General features: G+C 53.6%; 15 protein-coding genes. 7 read left to right on the forward strand and 8 right to left on the reverse strand.

Going from position 1 to position 16,383, the window contains the following annotated elements:
* The first annotated feature begins 51 nt into the window (after window positions 1-51).
* The 5 genes from ACEWZM_RS18675 to ACEWZM_RS18695 all read left to right on the forward strand — a co-directional run bounded on the left by ACEWZM_RS18675 (window position 52) and on the right by ACEWZM_RS18695 (window position 4,937).
* Window positions 52-1,041, forward strand: coding sequence for a phosphotransferase family protein (locus ACEWZM_RS18675; RefSeq protein ID WP_414008082.1), 990 nt, complete (start codon window positions 52-54; stop codon window positions 1,039-1,041).
* Window positions 1,042-1,065: 24 nt separating this feature from the next.
* Window positions 1,066-1,860, forward strand: a complete 795-nt coding sequence (locus tag ACEWZM_RS18680; RefSeq protein ID WP_414007876.1) for an IclR family transcriptional regulator — start codon at window positions 1,066-1,068, stop codon at window positions 1,858-1,860.
* A gap of 144 nt (window positions 1,861-2,004) precedes the next feature.
* Window positions 2,005-2,757, forward strand: a complete 753-nt coding sequence (locus ACEWZM_RS18685) for an enoyl-CoA hydratase/isomerase family protein (RefSeq protein WP_414007877.1) — start codon at window positions 2,005-2,007, stop codon at window positions 2,755-2,757.
* 31 nt (window positions 2,758-2,788) lie between these two features.
* Complete coding sequence (locus ACEWZM_RS18690; RefSeq protein WP_414007878.1) at window positions 2,789-4,000, forward strand: serine hydrolase domain-containing protein; 1,212 nt, start codon at window positions 2,789-2,791, stop codon at window positions 3,998-4,000.
* Window positions 4,001-4,070: 70 nt separating this feature from the next.
* Window positions 4,071-4,937 (forward strand): acyl-CoA thioesterase, encoded by an 867-nt coding sequence (locus tag ACEWZM_RS18695; protein ID WP_414007879.1) that lies wholly within the window; start codon window positions 4,071-4,073, stop codon window positions 4,935-4,937.
* 8 nt (window positions 4,938-4,945) lie between these two features.
* Here ACEWZM_RS18695 and ACEWZM_RS18700 read toward each other — a convergent pair whose 3' ends face one another.
* Entirely contained in the window at window positions 4,946-5,722 is a 777-nt protein-coding gene (locus ACEWZM_RS18700) for an SDR family NAD(P)-dependent oxidoreductase (RefSeq protein WP_414007880.1), read from the reverse strand.
* Window positions 5,723-5,919: 197 nt separating this feature from the next.
* Between ACEWZM_RS18700 and ACEWZM_RS18705 the strand changes: the two genes are divergently transcribed.
* A complete protein-coding gene (locus ACEWZM_RS18705; protein WP_414007881.1) occupies window positions 5,920-6,948 on the forward strand; it encodes an IS30 family transposase in 1,029 nt (342 codons plus the stop codon).
* A 749-nt stretch (window positions 6,949-7,697) separates the two neighbouring features.
* Here the strand turns inward: ACEWZM_RS18705 and ACEWZM_RS18710 are convergent.
* Window positions 7,698-8,918: an acyl-CoA dehydrogenase gene (locus tag ACEWZM_RS18710; RefSeq protein WP_414007882.1), complete on the reverse strand. Its 1,221-nt coding sequence runs from the start codon at window positions 8,916-8,918 to the stop codon at window positions 7,698-7,700.
* A gap of 102 nt (window positions 8,919-9,020) precedes the next feature.
* On the opposite strand from ACEWZM_RS18710, the gene ACEWZM_RS18715 reads away from it, so the two are divergent.
* Window positions 9,021-9,932: a LysR family transcriptional regulator gene (locus ACEWZM_RS18715; protein ID WP_414007883.1), complete on the forward strand. Its 912-nt coding sequence runs from the start codon at window positions 9,021-9,023 to the stop codon at window positions 9,930-9,932.
* A gap of 62 nt (window positions 9,933-9,994) precedes the next feature.
* On the opposite strand, the gene phoB is transcribed toward ACEWZM_RS18715, so the two are convergent.
* From phoB to ACEWZM_RS18745, 6 genes are all read right to left on the reverse strand, one after another.
* Window positions 9,995-10,684, reverse strand: coding sequence for a phosphate regulon transcriptional regulator PhoB (gene phoB / locus ACEWZM_RS18720; RefSeq protein ID WP_414007884.1), 690 nt, complete (start codon window positions 10,682-10,684; stop codon window positions 9,995-9,997).
* Between the two features lie 2 nt (window positions 10,685-10,686).
* On the reverse strand, window positions 10,687-11,397 hold the full coding sequence (gene phoU, locus ACEWZM_RS18725; RefSeq protein ID WP_414007885.1) for a phosphate signaling complex protein PhoU: 711 nt from the start codon (window positions 11,395-11,397) through the stop codon (window positions 10,687-10,689).
* An 18-nt stretch (window positions 11,398-11,415) separates the two neighbouring features.
* Window positions 11,416-12,213: a phosphate ABC transporter ATP-binding protein PstB gene (gene pstB, locus ACEWZM_RS18730; protein WP_414007886.1), complete on the reverse strand. Its 798-nt coding sequence runs from the start codon at window positions 12,211-12,213 to the stop codon at window positions 11,416-11,418.
* A 12-nt stretch (window positions 12,214-12,225) separates the two neighbouring features.
* A complete protein-coding gene (gene pstA, locus ACEWZM_RS18735; protein ID WP_414007887.1) occupies window positions 12,226-13,596 on the reverse strand; it encodes a phosphate ABC transporter permease PstA in 1,371 nt (456 codons plus the stop codon).
* Window positions 13,596-15,074 carry a phosphate ABC transporter permease subunit PstC gene (gene pstC / locus ACEWZM_RS18740; protein ID WP_414007888.1) on the reverse strand — a complete coding sequence of 493 codons (1,479 nt, stop codon included), beginning with the start codon at window positions 15,072-15,074 and terminating at the stop codon, window positions 13,596-13,598. The genes pstA and pstC overlap by 1 nt, the downstream gene beginning before the upstream one ends.
* A gap of 151 nt (window positions 15,075-15,225) precedes the next feature.
* Window positions 15,226-16,281 (reverse strand): substrate-binding domain-containing protein, encoded by a 1,056-nt coding sequence (locus ACEWZM_RS18745; RefSeq protein ID WP_414007889.1) that lies wholly within the window; start codon window positions 16,279-16,281, stop codon window positions 15,226-15,228.
* Between the last annotated feature and the right edge of the window lie 102 nt (window positions 16,282-16,383).

The raw sequence follows: 16,383 nt of genomic DNA on the forward strand, positions 1-16,383 counted from the left end.
ACGCCCAAACAGGATTCATCGGCGCTATGTCTGGAAGCGATCCAAAACTACATGCGCGGACGGCTGCCTGGATTTGACGCTGATATAGCCGCCGAGAAGTATCAGAACGGCCAGTCTAATCCGACATTTCTGTTGAAGACAAACGCAGGTGCCTATGTCCTGAGACGTAAACCACTGGGTATTTTGTTGAAATCTGCCCATGCTGTTGATCGTGAATTTCACGTACAGACAGCGTTGCAGGGCACCGACGTGCCCGTCGCCAAGATGCACCACCTTTGTGAAGATGATAGTATTATTGGATCATCTTTTTACATTATGGATCAGGTGGTTGGGCGCAACTTCTCAGATCCTACCTTGCCGGAGGTCACGGCCCCAGATCGCGCTGAGGTGATGGATGAGATGAGCCGTGTTCTGGCCGCTATGCATACGGTTGATGTGGCAACCGTCGGGCTAAGTGACTATGGACCGGACGGCAATTATTTCGAGCGCCAGCTTGGTCGGTGGACAAAGCAATATCGCGCCAGTGAGATTGAGGTTATCGCTGACATGAACGCGCTGATTGTGGAGCTTGATACGCAGATGCCGACGGATGATGGCCAACGCGGGCTTGTCCACGGCGACTATCGGATCGACAATATGATCTATGCGCTGGATGGGACAGATTGCCGGGCTGTGTTGGATTGGGAGCTTTCTACGATTGGTCACCCTTATGCGGATCTTGCGGGCGTGATCATGCAATGGCAGATGCCGCCAGGGCGCGAAGGGCGTGGATTGGCGGGTATCAACCGCACAGAACTCGGCCTTCCAACAGATCAGGAATTCATTGCAAGCTATTGTAAACGAAGAAACCTATCGGGTGTAGATAACTTTGGCTACTACCTGTCATTTAGCTTCTTCCGTATGGCCGCGATATTGCAAGGGGTGCGGAAAAGAGGCCTTGATGGCAATGCTTCAAACCCAGAATATGCCGCAAGGTTGGGCGCCTTTGTTCCGGAGTTTGCGCGCGCCGGGCTTACGGCATTGACCCGTAGCTTTCACTAAGGGGCCGCCAATACAGGATGCGATATGGATAGCGATAGCGTAGGATCCTTGGATGGCGAAAAGGATCGTAATTTTGTCACCGCTCTGGCACGCGGGTTAGAGGTGCTACGCGCCTTTCGCCGCAATGAGCTTGAGCTGACAAATACTGACCTTTCCGAACGGACGGGGTTACCAAAGCCAACAATCTCGCGGCTAACTTATACACTGTGTCAGCTGGGCTATCTGGTTCAGGATCCGCAATCCGGGAACTATCGACTTGGGGCAGGGGTACTGCGTCTTGGGTATGGTGTCTTGGCCGGCATGGATATCAGCGACCGCGCATCACAAATACTCCGTGATCTGCGAAATAGTAAAAACTCATATATTACCAGTGCATTAGGTGAGGCACATCATGCGGATGTCATCTATATAGCGGTGCATCGCTCACGTGAAGACGTCTCACTGGCGGCCCATGTCGGCATGCGATTGCCGCTGTTTTTCTCCGCAGTTGGTCGTGCTATCCTTGCCGGGATGTCACCGGACCAACGCGACGAGAGCATGAGGATTGCGGCAGCGTTGGATCCGACGGGAGAGCAAGCCCGGCAAGACAGCCTTTGCCGAGCACAAGAGGAATACGCTGCGCGTGGGTTTTGTACTGGCTACGGAGATTGGCGGGAGGACGTGAATGGGATTGCGGTTCCGGTGGTTTCACTGAATGGGATGCGGGTTTATGGCTTGAATGTCGGTGGCCCTTCCTTCCACGTGAGCCGCGATGTGCTTGAACAAACCTATGCAGATCAGCTGATTTCTGCCGCCGAAACACTCAGCATGCGCCCATAGAGGTAACGCTTTGCCAAATTCCGCATGATATATCCGCGATGCATCGTTCTGCGGAGCTCAAAACGCTCGACCTGAGCAGGCGGAGCACGCATGATATCAAAAAACGGCTGACCGTATACCCAGCACCGAAGGAAAGACCCATAGATGACTGATAGCGATTGGTTGATCCAGCATTCACATGGCGACGGCATTGTTGAAATCAAATTGGCACGTGCACCGGTAAATGCACTATCAGCTGAATTTCTTATGGATTTTGCTAAACTAATCAAAGATCTCGGCGAAGATCCTGCAGTGTGCGCTTTGCTGTTGACCAGCCCATTTAAGGTGTTTTCTGCAGGTCTCGATCTGAAGGTTGCGCGAGATTTTGATGACGCTGGACAGCGCGCAGCCGTACAGGGGCTGAACGAAGCCTTTCTTGCACTTTACGCTTGCCCCAAACCTGTTGTGACGGCCGTCAATGGAGCAGCAATCGCTGGTGGTTTGTTCTTCGTCCTTTGCAGCGATGTGCGTGTGGCCCAAGTGAAATCCAAATTTGGTCTTGCAGAGGTGCAAGCCGGAGTAGACTTTCCCATAGCGCCTTTGGAGATCGCTCGTGCGACGCTTAATCCAAATATCCAACGGCGGTTGATGTTGACGGGACAGACCATCGGCCCAATCGCCGCGCGCAATTTCAATATCGTCGATATCATCGCGGATGACGCAGAAGACCTGCTTGGCTATGCCTTGAAGGAAGCGCGTACTCTGGCAGATTTGCCACCCAAGTCCTTTGCCGCGATCAAGCATCAGCTACGCGGAGAAACGATTGCGAAAATCAAGGCTGCGATGGCATCCGAAGACAGCTTTCAGCAGTGGTTTACCGATGAAACCGTGCCCGCCATGACCAGGGTAATCGGCTAGCCTTCCAATACGCTTGACAGTAGGAGCTCTCATGGACGCCGCGCGCCTTCAGCATCTCAATTCATGGCAAGATCTCTATGTAGATCGACGCAAATACGCTGGTAGCGCATTGCTTATTCACCGCAATGGGACTGAACGTTACTTCTATGCCACCGGCCACCGTAACATCGCAGAAGATCTGCCGTTTACCCGCGATACAGTGGCGCGCATCTATTCTATGACGAAGCCGGTTACCTCGATGGCACTGATGATGCTCGTTGAACGGGGCTTGTTACATCTGGATGCGCCGGTTTCTGATTTTCTTTCAGAATTCAATGATATGCACTGCCTTGTTGAAGGAGCAATCGATGTTGGGCAGATCGAAAGCTGTCGAGCGCCAACCCTGCATGAATTGCTGACCCATACCAGCGGTCTAAGCTATCCGTTCAACCCAGGCATTCTGCCAGAAGAGATGGCGAAGACTGAGTTGATGTTCAAGCCAGACCAAGGAGCGCTTGCGGCAAAGGTTACGCAGCTGGCTGAGCTTCCATTGGCCTTTGCACCCGGTAGCCGTTGGGAATATTCTGTTGGTATTGACGTTATTGGCCGCGTGATTGAGGTCGTGACCGGCGATAGTTTGGGTACGGTTCTGAAAGATACGATATTTGATCCATTGGGGATGCTTCATACCGGCTTCAAAAGCCTAAGAACAACAGGTAACTTATTGGCGTCACTGTATTCTCCACTGAGCGGCGATGCGATGGAATTGAATGAGGCTACTAAAGGACATGACAGCCTCAGACTGATAGATTCTTATTATGATACACCGTTTGGCACCGCGGAAATGCATTCCGGTGGGGGTGGTCTACTCAGCACTATCGATGACTACATGCGCTTTGCTGAGTTGATCCGGCAGCGTGGAAAACACGGAAATGACCATATTATTAGTCCGCAGATTGTTGATTTTATGTGCCAAAACCATCTGTCAGGCGATATTGCATCAATGGGGCCGCAGAGTTTTGCGGAACAACCAATGGACGGTATGGGCTTTGGTCTCGGCGGTGCTGTTGTGCTCAATCCGGCGCGGTCACGTTGTCCCGGTTCTGTTGGAGATTTCGGTTGGGGTGGAATGGCGTCCACGTTTTTCTGGGTTGACCCGGTTCTTGATCTGAGCGTGGTGTTTTTTACACAGCTTGCGCCATCCAGCTCCTACCCATCTCGCGCAGAACTAAAGGCACTGGTTCATGGGGCTGTAACCAGCTAATCCATCCGCCAATCAGGGGAGGGCAGTGTAGAACTGTTCCACCTGTTTGATGATCAACAGGAACTGATAAATGCCTGATGCAGCAGAAATTTTGCTCAATCTTCTTGATCTGGAGGAGTTAGATCGCAACCTATATCGCGGTATCGGATCAGGTGGCGAGACGCCGACACGGATCTATGGCGGTCAGGTCATAGCTCAGGCGTTGATGGCCGCCTATGCTACGGTTCCCGATAGGCTGTGTCATTCGCTGCACGCATATTTCATTCGTCCGGGCGACCCATCGCAACCGGTTATTTATGCCGTTGATCCATCCCGTGATGGCGGCAGTTTTACGACACGTCGAGTGACGGCACTGCAGAATGGCAAGCAAATCCTGAATCTCGCAGCCTCTTTTCACATCAACGAGCCTGGCTGGGAACATCAGCACGACATTCCAGATGTTCAGGGGCCGGAAACACTTGTTTCGCGCGATATCATGTTGCGCCAGCTTGCATCGAACATGGATGGCCGTTTGCGCGTGGAATTCACCCGAGAGCGTCCCTTTGAAATTCGTGATGTTGAGCCAAGAGATCCGATAAACCCTGATAAATGTAGTGATATCAATCATATGTGGATCAGAATGAAAGCCGCAGAATGTGCCAGTCCGCAGCTTCAGCATGTCTTGATGGCATATGTTTCTGACTACGGGCTGCTTGGATCTGCACTACGTCCGCATGGGTTAAGCTTTGTCAAACGCCAAGCCATGACTGCAAGCCTTGACCATGCAATGTGGTTCCATGCCCCGGTGAAATTCGATGATTGGCATCTGTATACGATGGATTCACCCTTTGCCGGTAACGGCCGTGGGTTCAATCGGGGCTCAATCTTTACGCAAGATGGACAGTTGGTCGCCAGTGTTGCTCAGGAAGGTTTAATGCGGCCAATTTCCAAGGACTAACATCGCTCTTAGTCAGGTTTTGGTACGTCAAACTTGTCTCGCAACCGTTGCATGCCCGTGATCCAGCGGCCATAGTCTGCTGTCTTCGCCTGCATATAGGTTTCTACTTTTGGATGTGGCAGAACGAGAAATCGTTCATTTTCAATGGCATCAAGACAGGCGCTGGCGACGTCTTCGGCAGAGATCATACCATCTACACTGGCTGCGCTGTTTTCCATGCCTCTGGTCATAGCCGTTTTGACCGCTTGCGGGCAGGCTACCGAAACGCCGATACCTTGATCACCATGTGTAATCGCGAGCCATTCTGAAAATCCGACAGCGGCATGTTTCGTAACGCCATAGCTTGCGGCGCCGATTTGGTTCAACAATCCGGCGGCGGACGCGACATTGAGGAAGTAACCGCCACTGCGCTTGAGCATTCGTGGAACAAGATGCCTTGCAGCAAATACATGCGCCATTACATTCACATCCCAGCTTTGCTGCCAATCCTCCAGTGGCGTTTCCAGACCTCCGATGCGCAGAATTCCAGCGTTAGAACAGAACAGATCAATCGGAGCGATATCACGTTCAATCATGTCGATCATTTCGGCGATAGCGATGTTAGATGTAACATCGACCGCATAGGCGATGCCATCGATTGCTGCAGCGGTTTGCTCCGCGCTATTGCCGTCAATATCTACACAGATGATGTTTTGTGGATGCTCTGCCGCGACGGCCAGCGCCAATGCGCGTCCGATGCCAGTACCAGCTCCGGTAATCACAATGGTTTTATCTTTTAGCTGCACGATCGCGCCTCAGTTCTGCTGTTCTAGGGTTGTGCCAAGTGTCGGATCCCGGGTCAAATCCTGCAACTGTTACGCAACATCACTCTTATAATTAACATAATACTGATTACAGGTATCTTGTATGTACGCGGGAGCGCGCTACCCTGAAGTGCGACTCCTATTAGAAAACAACGAGTTATCTAATAGGAGAACATCGCATGGGAGCTGTGTATTCGCAACTTTCCGTTCAGGAACGGTGCAAGATTGAGAACTGGTGGCGCGCCAAAGTGTCCGTCAGAGAGATGGCGCGTGTCTTGAAGCGCCACAAATCGACGATCTTTCGCGAGATCAAACGTAACTTTTGGGCTGATGATGCGTTCCCGAAGAAGTATGCGGGATACTTCGGTCATGCTGCTCAATTGCAGACGGACAAACGCCGGTCCGTGCAGCGAAAGCTGATCCGACATCCAGACCTGTGCAGGACGGTGATCGCACGCATCAAACAAGGTTGGACGCCCGAGCAGATCGGCAATCGCATGATCTATGAAGGCGCGAAGCTGCGTGTCTGCCAGGAAACGATCTATCGCTACATCTCTTCCCAAGAAGGCATGGACCAAGAGCTCTGGTGGTACCTGCCCGAGCACCGAAAGTCGCTCAGGCCTCGCCGGGCAAGGAAACGCCAGGCGCTCAAGTTCGACCGCGATGTCAGTATCCTGTTTCGTCCCGATGACGTGGCGCACTGCCGCCAGTTCGGTCACTGGGAGGGCGATTTGATGCTGTTCAAACAACGCTTTGGGCAATCAAACGTGACCTCGCTAGTTGAGCGCGTGAGCCGGTTCACCGTGCTTCTGAAGAACCCGAACAAGCGAACAAAACCTGTGATGGGCAAGATCATCAAGGCCGTGCGCGACCTGCCCCACCTGGCCCGCAAATCTATCACCTTCGATCGCGGCACCGAATTCGTCAGCTGGCCTCATCTGCAAGCCGAGATCGGCACGCAAACCTGGTTCTGTGATCCGTCCAGTCCGTGGCAGAAAGGGACAGTCGAAAACACCAATCGAAGGTTGCGAAGATGGCTGCCTCGCAAGCGCGACATCGCGGCGGTCTCAGATCATGAGTTGAAAATGATCTGTGACCGCCTCAACGCGACGCCCAGAAAATGCCTCGGGTGGAAGACCCCCGCAGAAGTCTTTCGCCAAAAGATGATGGAAGAGCTCGGCCAACGCCCCTACCCTCAGAAGGAATAGGAGACGCAGTTCAGGTATCGCTCACACGCCCAGAAAGTGCCTTGGGTGGCGAACGCCGACCGAGGCATTCAAAGACGAGATGATGAAACTGAGATAGAGGAAAACGTCGCAACGACCCTTGAGCCTTCAGTTGTATCTGACTCTAGATAAATTGATTCATGTAATATACAGGAATGTTGACGGGCTTGGCATAGTTGCAGTCGCTAACTTGCGGAAATATTTGGGTGTTTTGTATCTTTGACACCCCTCACAAGGCAATTTCTGGGATTGAAATGCATAGATGCAACGCAATTAACCAGCAAAACCACCGGGTCGACTTCAGTATGATGTGTTTGATTTGCAGAGATGCAATCTACCTGCTCTGTCGGCGTAGAAATACGGCTACTGCAAAAATCTAGGTATCTGCTTATAAGTTGGCCGGTAGGCCTGCGATAATTCATTGGTGGATTAATCTATTTGCAAGTCGTTTTTCAGTTTTCCTAAGGAAATGCTGAGCTTCCCTCGCTCATGGCTTAATCCTTTTTACTGCGCTGCATCCATTTAGAGTCGACAGTTGTCACCACATTCGTTTGCAAGGATACCAGAACGATCCCGTGCTGCATTTTTGCAAAGTCTGTTTGCGATTTCGTCTCCACCGTTGTGGCAGTTAACCACGACCAACGCTCATAATTCATTCACGATCTTAACGAAAAAGCGCATCGTTGTCGGCCAACGATGCGCTTTTTAATCATTTTGACGTGTCTGCTTGTTCAGAAAAACGCCTGTAGGCCGGTTTGTGCTCGGCCCAGGATCAGTGCGTGAACATCATGTGTACCTTCATAAGTGTTTACTGTTTCGAGGTTTACCATGTGTCGGATTACACCGAACTCCAAACTGATGCCGTTGCCGCCGTGCATGTCGCGCGCGTTGCGTGCAATCTCAAGCGCTTTGCCACAGTTGTTGCGTTTCACGATTGAAATCATTTCAGGCGCTGCATTGGCATCATCCATCAAGCGACCAACCCGCAGCGATGCTTGTAGACCCAGACTGATCTCTGTTTGCATGTTCGCAAGTTTCAGTTGAAACAGCTGTGTGTTGGCCAGCGGACGACCGAATTGTTTGCGATCCAGCCCGTATTGGCGCGCAGCGTGCCAGCAGGCTTCCGCTGCGCCCATCGCGCCCCAGCTGATCCCATAGCGAGCGCGGTTCAGACACCCAAATGGGCCTTTCAACCCCTGAACATGTGGCAACAGTGCGTCTTCACCGACTTCAACCGCATCCATGACGATCTCGCCAGTGATAGATGCGCGCAACGAGGCCTTGTTCGCGATTTTGGGTGCAGAAAGGCCCTTCATGCCTTTTTCCAGAACAAAGCCACGGATCTTGCCACCATGCGCTTCTGACTTTGCCCAAACGACAAAGACATCAGCGATCGGGGCGTTTGAAATCCACATCTTCGAACCGGTCAACCGGTAACCGCTGTCCGTTTTCTCGGCGCGGGTTTTCATGCCTGCTGGGTCGGAACCGGCATCCGGCTCGGTTAGACCGAAGCAGCCAATCCATTCGCCGGAAGACAGTTTTGGCAGATATTTCTGCCGTTGCTCTTCGCTGCCATATGCGTAAATGGGATACATGACCAAAGAGCTTTGGACTGACATCATCGAGCGGTATCCACTGTCTACGCGCTCTACCTCGCGTGCCACCAGACCGTAGGACACATAACCCGCGCCCAAACCACCGTATTGTTCTGGAATGGTAGTGCCAAGCAGGCCCATCTCACCCATTTCCCGGAATATCTCGGGGTCGGTTTCTTCGTTTTCATAGGCACTTAGAATCCGCGGTTGAAGTTTTTCTTGCGCATATGCCCGTGCAGATGAAGCGATCATGCGCTCATCTTCTGTCAGTTGATCATCCAACCGCAGCGGATCTTCCCAATTGAATTGGCCCAGATCTGGGGCATCCTTGGCGCGCAACGCGGGTTTATGGGTCATCTGTCATCACCTTTTTAATCCTCAACTTGCCCCGGACCTTAACCTTGCGGTAAGAGAAATGACAGCGACAGAACCACAAGAAAACATTCCAATAGCTCATACATGGCAACGCCAAGACGCTTTCTCCCCTCAATAGCAGCGCTACGCGCGCTTGAAGCATTGGACCGCTTAGGCAGCGCCTCTGCTGCGGCGGATGAGTTGGCGCTGACACAGGGCGCTGTCAGCCGACAACTGCAAACACTCGAACGACAATTGGGAGTGGATCTGGTGCAGCGCAATCAAAAGCGGTTGACGTTGTCTCCGGAAGCAGAAATCTACGCCGCTGATATACGTCAGGCATTGAACCAGATAGCACAATCGACGTTGAGGGTTCAGGCTTCGCCTTTGGCCGGCACCCTCAATCTGGCCATTTTACCTGCATTTGGTATGCGTTGGCTAATGCCACGTCTGCCAGAATTTGCCCGATTGCACCCGGATGTCACAATCAATATGTCGACACGGCTGGAACCGTTCAACTTCGTCAGCGAAGGGTTTGATGCTGCTATACATTTTGGCACGGCTGACTGGCCCGGAACTGATGCTTTGTTGCTGAAGCATGAGCAGATGCTACCTGTCTGTGCGCCAGACCTTCTGGAGGGGCGCGACATTGCTGAGCCTGCAGATATCTCTGCCCTGCCCCTGTTGCATATTCAGACCCGGCCGGAAGCCTGGAAACAATGGTTTCAAAGCCATGATATAGCTATCAAAGAAAAATTATCCGGCACCATGTATGATCAATTCGCAACCATTACCCAGGCTGCATTGCATGGGTTGGGGGTGGCGCTTATGCCGGATTATTTGGTTGAGCAAGATCTGGCGACCAGACGATTGGTCGCCCTGCATCACACCCCGACAGAAAGTCCCGGTGCCTACTATCTGGTTTGGCCAGAGGCGAGATCCAAAGACCCTGCCTTGATCAAATTTCGCAACTGGTTGGCTGAACAGGCCCAGCCTGAGGATCCGTTGCCGCGATAGTGGCGATAGAAATAAAAAAAGACCTCGACAACGCCGAGGCCTATTTTCAAAGGGTTAGACCCCTACCCTAATGCGTAGCCTGCGCCGCGTACCGTCCGCACTGGGTCACTTCCGCCGTGTTGCGTCAGAGCCTTGCGCAGACGCCCAATATGGACATCAACGGTGCGGGTATCGACATAGATGTCTCTGCCCCAGACCCTATCCAGCAGCTGTTCGCGGCTCCAGACCCGGCCTGGTTTCTCCATAAAGGTGGAGAGAAGGCGGAATTCAGTCGGTCCGAGCTTCAATGGCGCTTCGTCACGGCTGACCTTGTGGGTTTCGGCATCCAGAATGATGTCGTCAAACTCCAGTCGCACCCCAACAGTTGAAGGGCGAACGCGGCGCAACTGCGTACGCACACGGGCCATCAGCTCAATGACCGAATAGGGTTTAACGACATAGTCATCGGCGCCCGTTTCCAGCCCGCGAACCTTGTCAATTTCCTCTGATCGTGCAGATAGCATGATTATCGGGATGGATCGGGTTTCTGGCCGGGTCTTGAGGCGACGGCAGACTTCGATACCGCTTAGGTTTGGCATCATCCAGTCGAGCACAATGATGTCGGGCATGTTCTCGTCGACGATCAGCAGTGCCTCTTCGCCATGTTCGGCGCGCAGGACACGAAACCCATCGGCTTCCAGATTATACGCCAGAACCTCGCGTTGCGCCAATTCATCCTCGACCACCAGAACAGTGGGTTGGTCGGCAGCCATTTTCAGACCTCCTGTGGCACAGACGAAGTCGTGTCCGCTTTTTGGCGGTCGTCTTCGGGTTTGTCACCGGTCACCAGATAAACCACCTGTTCAGCGATCGACGTCACATGGTCGCCCATGCGTTCGACATTTTTGGCGATGAAATGAAGATGCATGCAAGGAGTGATATTGCGGGGATCTTCCATCATAAAGGTGAGGAATTCACGGAACAATGCGTTGTACATCTGGTCGACGTCGCGGTCGCGTGCGATCACATCTTGCGCCAGCTCGACATCACGTTGGATGTAGGAATCGAGCGCATCTTTCAGCATCAGTTCGACCTCACGCGCCATGCGGCGCATGGCAGAGGCGCTTTCGGAGACATTGGGTGCTTGCGCAAGCACCGCCGTCCGTTTGGCAATGTTCTTGGCATAGTCGCCGATGCGCTCCAGATTTCCGGAGATTTTTATCACCGACAGAACCAGCCGCAAATCGACGGCAGCAGGTGCGCGGAGAGCGATAACCCGGGCGGCTTCTTCGTTGATCAGTTCTTCCAAGCCGTCGATGGCAACGTCGCCTTTACGGACTTGCTGGGCCAATTCCTCGTCACGGGTTTCCAGTGCTCGTGCGGCGTCCATGATGGCTGCCTCAACAAGGCCGCCCATTTTCATGATCTGGGCCTGAATGGCTTCCAGATCACGGTCGAATGCGGATGCAATATGTTGCTCTGGCATGTTTTTTCTTCCTCACAATCAGCCAATACGGCCGGTGATATAGCTTTCTGTGCGCGGATCTTCGGGATTGGTGAAAATTTGACCGGTGGCTCCAAATTCCACCAGATTACCAAGGTGGAAGAAGGCGGTTTTCTGGCTGACACGGGCGGCCTGCTGCATCGAGTGCGTCACGATCACCACGGAATAGCTGTCACGCAGCTCGTCGATCAGTTCCTCGATCTGGGCAGTCGCAATGGGATCCAATGCAGAGCAAGGCTCATCCATCAACAGCACTTCGGGTTCGGTTGCCACTGCGCGAGCGATGCAAAGACGCTGTTGCTGACCACCTGAAAGCCCAGTGCCCGGTGCATCAAGACGATCTTTGACCTCGTCCCAGATTGCGCCGCGACGCAGGGATTTTTCAACGATCTCATCCAGTTCGGCCTTGCTTGCGGCTAGACCATGGATGCGCGGACCATAGGCCACGTTGTCATAGATCGACTTGGGGAATGGGTTGGGTTTCTGAAACACCATGCCCACTTTGGCGCGCAGTTGCACCGGATCAACGCGGCTGTCGTAGATGTCTTCGTCATCGATCGATATGTCGCCGGTAACGCGGCAGATATCAATGGTGTCATTCATCCGGTTGAGGCAGCGCAGAAACGTGGATTTGCCACAACCTGACGGGCCGATAAATGCTGTGACGGTGTTATCTTCGATTTTGACGTTGACGTCCTTAATCGCGTGAGAGTCACCGTAGTAGACATTCACGTTTGTGGCGGCGATCTTGGTTGGCTTGGTTTGCACGTCTTTGTCCAATGCAGTCATCTGGTTCATATCAGGCCCCTCTTACCAGCGGCGTTCAAAGCGGCGGCGTAGGATTACAGCCACTGTGTTCATGGTTACGAGGAAGATCAACAGAATGATGATACCGCCCCAGGCGCGTTCGTAAAATGCAGGGTCCGCTCGTTTGGCCCACTCATAGATTTGGGCAGGCATCGCGGAGTTCGGCGCCAGCAGGCCATCTGCCAGAGTTTCTGGTGCGTTGGATGCAATGAAACCAACCATGCCAATCAGGAGCAGCGGCGCGGTTTCACCCAAGGCCTGTGCCAGACCAATAATGGTCCCGGTCAGAATTCCCGGCGCAGCCAGTGGCAGCACGTGGTGGAACACCGCCTGCATCCGCGAGGCCCCGACCCCCAATGCCGCATCGCGGATCGAAGGGGGAACTGATTTGAGTGAGGCGCGTGTAGAAATGATCACCGTTGGCAGTGTCATCAGCGTTAGCACGAGGCCACCGACAAGTGGCGCGGACATAGGCAAATGCATGTAGTTGATGAACACCGCAAGGCCAAGGATACCAAACACAATAGAAGGAACTGCGGCGAGGTTGGAGATATTCACCTCAATCACATCGGTGAGCCAGTTTTTGGGTGCAAATTCCTCGAGATAGATCGATGCCGCGACACCAATTGGCAGCGCCAACGTCAGAACCACCATCATCATGAACAGTGATCCCATCATAGAGACCCCCATGCCTGCTGCTTCCGGGCGGGCATCTGATGCGTCAGCTCCGGTGATGAAATCGAGGTTGAAGGTTTTCTCGATAGCGTTTGATGCAATCAGAGAATCGACAAGATCGAGCTGCTCGGCCGAGATGCTTTTGTCATTGGCGATGCTCTCGCGGCTAACACGGCCCTTTAGGTACCCATCGACCCGGCTGGACGCGAGAAAACGAAACTCAACCGTCTCACCGATCTGATTGGGGTTCGCCAGCACATAAGCACGGAGCTGAGCAGCGGCGTCTTTCGACAAGATGCCGGCCATTGCCTTGGCTTTCAAACCAGTTTCAATCCCCAGTTCTTCGACCTTCGCCTGAACAGCACCCTTGATCAGCGGCGAATAACCAAAGGTGGTGACCTTTTTAATCGCATCGAGGTCACGTCTGCCGGATTTGTCCAGTTTGCTTTCCAGCAGCTCAACATCCAACGTGACAAAGGTTTGCTGGAACGCGCCGGTGCCTCGGCTGACAATGTTGACAACCAGAACTGCAAGCATCAACAGGCCAATAGAGATGGCAGCGATGCCGTAACCCCGGAAGCGTCGCTCTGCGGCGTTGCGTTTGCGGGTGCGGTCTGACTGCTGCAGCAGCGAACCTGAGTGCTGTTTCCCGGCGCTGGCAGAATTTGGGCCGGGGGTATTTTGGCTGATATCAGTCATTAGTCGTACTGCTCCCGGTATTTGCGCACGATATAGAGCGCCAGGACATTAAGGCCGAGGGTCAAGACAAAAAGTGTCAGGCCCAGGGCAAAGGCGACCAGCGTTTCGGGGCTGGCGAAATCCGTATCACCGGTCAGTTGACTGACGATACGGGTGGTGATTGTTGTCATCGATTCCAGAGGGTTGAGCGAGAATTTCGCGATTGCCCCTGCCCCCATGACCACAATCATTGTTTCGCCAATGGCGCGTGATGCGGCAAGCAGTACCGCACCTACGATGCCCGGCAGGGCGGCCGGAATGACAACCTGGCGGATGGTTTCGGATTTTGTGGCTCCAAGCCCAAGCGAGCCATCGCGCATCGACTGCGGCACCGCATTGACGATGTCATCGGACAGTGACGAGACGAAAGGGATCAGCATGATGCCCATCACCAGACCGGCTGTCAGAACAGATGTCGCACCGCTCATCCATTCAACACCGAGGATACCATCTTCCCCCTGACCAAAAAACTTCACCAGTAGCGGGCCAACGGTCAGTAGCGCAAAGAGGCCGTAAACAATGGTCGGGATGCCGGCCAGGATTTCCAACAGCGGTTTGGCGAACGCGCGTGTGGTGTTGCTCGCATATTCCGACAGGTAGATCGCTGCAAACAATCCAACAGGCACGGCGACCAACAAAGCAATGGCAGATATATACAGAGTGCCCCAGAGCAATGGCAGGATCGAGAGATCGCTGTCACCACGGAAGTTCGGCGCCCATGTGGTGCCAAAGAAGAAGTCGCTCCACGCATGAAGGCCAAAGAAGTTGACGCTTTCGAACAGCATCGAGAAGACGATGCCGATGGTGGTCAGGATCGCCAGGCTGGCCGCAAGGATCAACAGCGCCATGATCCCCTGCTCAACCACGTTGCGGGCGCGGAAATCCTTATGTGTGTGACTATAAGCCCATGCAAACCCGCCAAAAGCCAAAACGGCGACGATTACAGTCATGATGATCTGGCCGGTGTTTGATTGGCTGCGATAACTTTGTGCGGCGGCCAATACTTCCGGGCGCACGTCAGACCCTAACGCGACGCCGATTTCACCAAGCTTCGCGCGAATGTCGGTTTCGCCACTATTCAGGTTGCCGGCCTCGACTGAGGACAAGACGCCCTGCTCAACGGCTTGGTCCATCCCTTCGGCAAGACGGCGCACATCGGTCATCACCAGACCGAGAGTGGAGTTTTCGGGGAGCAATTCTGTGGGGATCAGCGCTGAGACGCGATTCTCGATCACCATCGGTTGGGCCAGTGTCCAGATTGCGAGCACGGCAATTGCGGGTAACAACGCGCTGAAGGCCACGTTGTATCCGTAGTAAGCAGGCAGGGAATGCAACGCCTTGGCGTCGCCTCCCGCCGAAGCAAGTGCGCGGTTGCGCCCCAGCACAAAGCCCAGTCCCGCAAGGGCAAGGAGGGCAATAACGAGCCAAACTGTCGGCATCAGCTACTCCGTTTGAGTGAGACGGAAAAATCCGGTTCTGCAGGGGCCGGCCCAGCCGGGCTGCAAGAGAGGTGTCAAAATAGGTCTGTCATAAATTGGGCCGGGGCACATTGAGATGCCCCGGCCCGTAAAGTCATTTTAGGCCGAGCGATCAGGAGTTGCCGCCCATAACCTCTTCTTCGGAAACCGAAGCCTGAGTTTTGCTCAGCTCAGGATCAGCAACCAGACCGTATTCTGCCAGTGGGCCATCAGGACCTGCAACTTCATCAGCGACGAAGAATTCAGCATATTCTTTCAGGCCGGGGATCACGCCGATGTGGGCTTTCTTCACGTAGAAGAACAGCGGGCGGGATACAGGGTATTCACCTTCGGCGATGGTCTCAGTGGTAGGAACGATACCGGACATAGTTGCAACCTGCAGCTTGTCGGTGTTGTTCTCATAGAATGCCAGACCAAAGACGCCGATGCCGTCTTTGTTGCTTTCGATGCGAGCCAGAGTCTCGGTGTAGTCACCGTCGATGTCGACCGATTTGCCGTCGGTGCGCAGCGAGATACAAGCTTTCTCGGCAGCTTTTTTCTTGGCTTTGTCGCTGTCGCCTTCGGCGTGCGCCAGCAGGTGCTCAAATGCGCCGGTGACTTCGCAGCCAGCCAGGATCACTTTGTCTTCGAACACTTCACGGGTGCCGTGCTTGGTGCCTGGGATAAACGCCTGAATGTCCTGTGCAGGGAACGCGCTGTTCACGTCGGCCCAGGTTTTGTGCGGATTGGCAACCATTTTACCATCAACAAGGATCTCGTCGGACAGAGCCAAGAACCAATCTGTCGGGGTGTATTCAAAGGAGTTGCCTTTGATGTCGTTGGCAAACACGATGCCATCATAGCCGATGCGTACTTCGATGATGTCGGTGACACCATTCTCGGCACAGGCTTTGATCTCTTTTTCCTTAATCTGGCGCGAAGCATTCGCAACGTCGATGGTGTTTTCGCCAACACCCTCGCAGAAGCGCTTGAGACCAGCCGAGGAGCCACCGGATTCAACAACTGGTGTCGGGAAATCGAAGTTCTCGCCAAAAGCTTCGGCCACGATGGACGCGTAGGGCAGAACGGTCGAGGATCCGGCAACTTGAACCTGATCGCGCGCTGCCGCAGCAGTGGCAGAAACAGCCGAAATGGCCAGGGCGGAAGCGGTGAGTTTCACAAAGGACATCTGTGTCTCCTTGAGTGTCAATTTTCAGGACCATCCCGTGATGATCTTGCGATCTCACCTAAGGGCGGTGCATGAGCCTTTTGTGACAGGTATGTAACGTTT

This window comes from Phaeobacter cretensis, assembly GCF_047372505.1.
In the GTDB taxonomy this organism is placed as follows: Bacteria; Pseudomonadota; Alphaproteobacteria; order Rhodobacterales; family Rhodobacteraceae; genus Phaeobacter; species Phaeobacter cretensis.

Coding starts and splice junctions, on each gene's coding strand:
- ACEWZM_RS18680 (WP_414007876.1), top strand. CDS start 1,066: ATGGATAGCGATAGCGTAGGATCCTTGGATGGCGAAAAGGATCGTAAT.
- pstB (WP_414007886.1), bottom strand. CDS start 12,213: ATGAACCAGATGACTGCATTGGACAAAGACGTGCAAACCAAGCCAACC.
- pstC (WP_414007888.1), bottom strand. CDS start 15,074: ATGCCGACAGTTTGGCTCGTTATTGCCCTCCTTGCCCTTGCGGGACTG.
- phoU (WP_414007885.1), bottom strand. CDS start 11,397: ATGCCAGAGCAACATATTGCATCCGCATTCGACCGTGATCTGGAAGCC.
- ACEWZM_RS18695 (WP_414007879.1), top strand. CDS start 4,071: ATGCCTGATGCAGCAGAAATTTTGCTCAATCTTCTTGATCTGGAGGAG.
- ACEWZM_RS18745 (WP_414007889.1), bottom strand. CDS start 16,281: ATGTCCTTTGTGAAACTCACCGCTTCCGCCCTGGCCATTTCGGCTGTT.
- ACEWZM_RS18675 (WP_414008082.1), top strand. CDS start 52: ATGCGCGGACGGCTGCCTGGATTTGACGCTGATATAGCCGCCGAGAAG.
- ACEWZM_RS18705 (WP_414007881.1), top strand. CDS start 5,920: ATGGGAGCTGTGTATTCGCAACTTTCCGTTCAGGAACGGTGCAAGATT.
- ACEWZM_RS18710 (WP_414007882.1), bottom strand. CDS start 8,918: ATGACCCATAAACCCGCGTTGCGCGCCAAGGATGCCCCAGATCTGGGC.
- phoB (WP_414007884.1), bottom strand. CDS start 10,684: ATGGCTGCCGACCAACCCACTGTTCTGGTGGTCGAGGATGAATTGGCG.
- ACEWZM_RS18685 (WP_414007877.1), top strand. CDS start 2,005: ATGACTGATAGCGATTGGTTGATCCAGCATTCACATGGCGACGGCATT.
- ACEWZM_RS18715 (WP_414007883.1), top strand. CDS start 9,021: ATGGCAACGCCAAGACGCTTTCTCCCCTCAATAGCAGCGCTACGCGCG.
- ACEWZM_RS18690 (WP_414007878.1), top strand. CDS start 2,789: ATGGACGCCGCGCGCCTTCAGCATCTCAATTCATGGCAAGATCTCTAT.
- pstA (WP_414007887.1), bottom strand. CDS start 13,596: ATGACTGATATCAGCCAAAATACCCCCGGCCCAAATTCTGCCAGCGCC.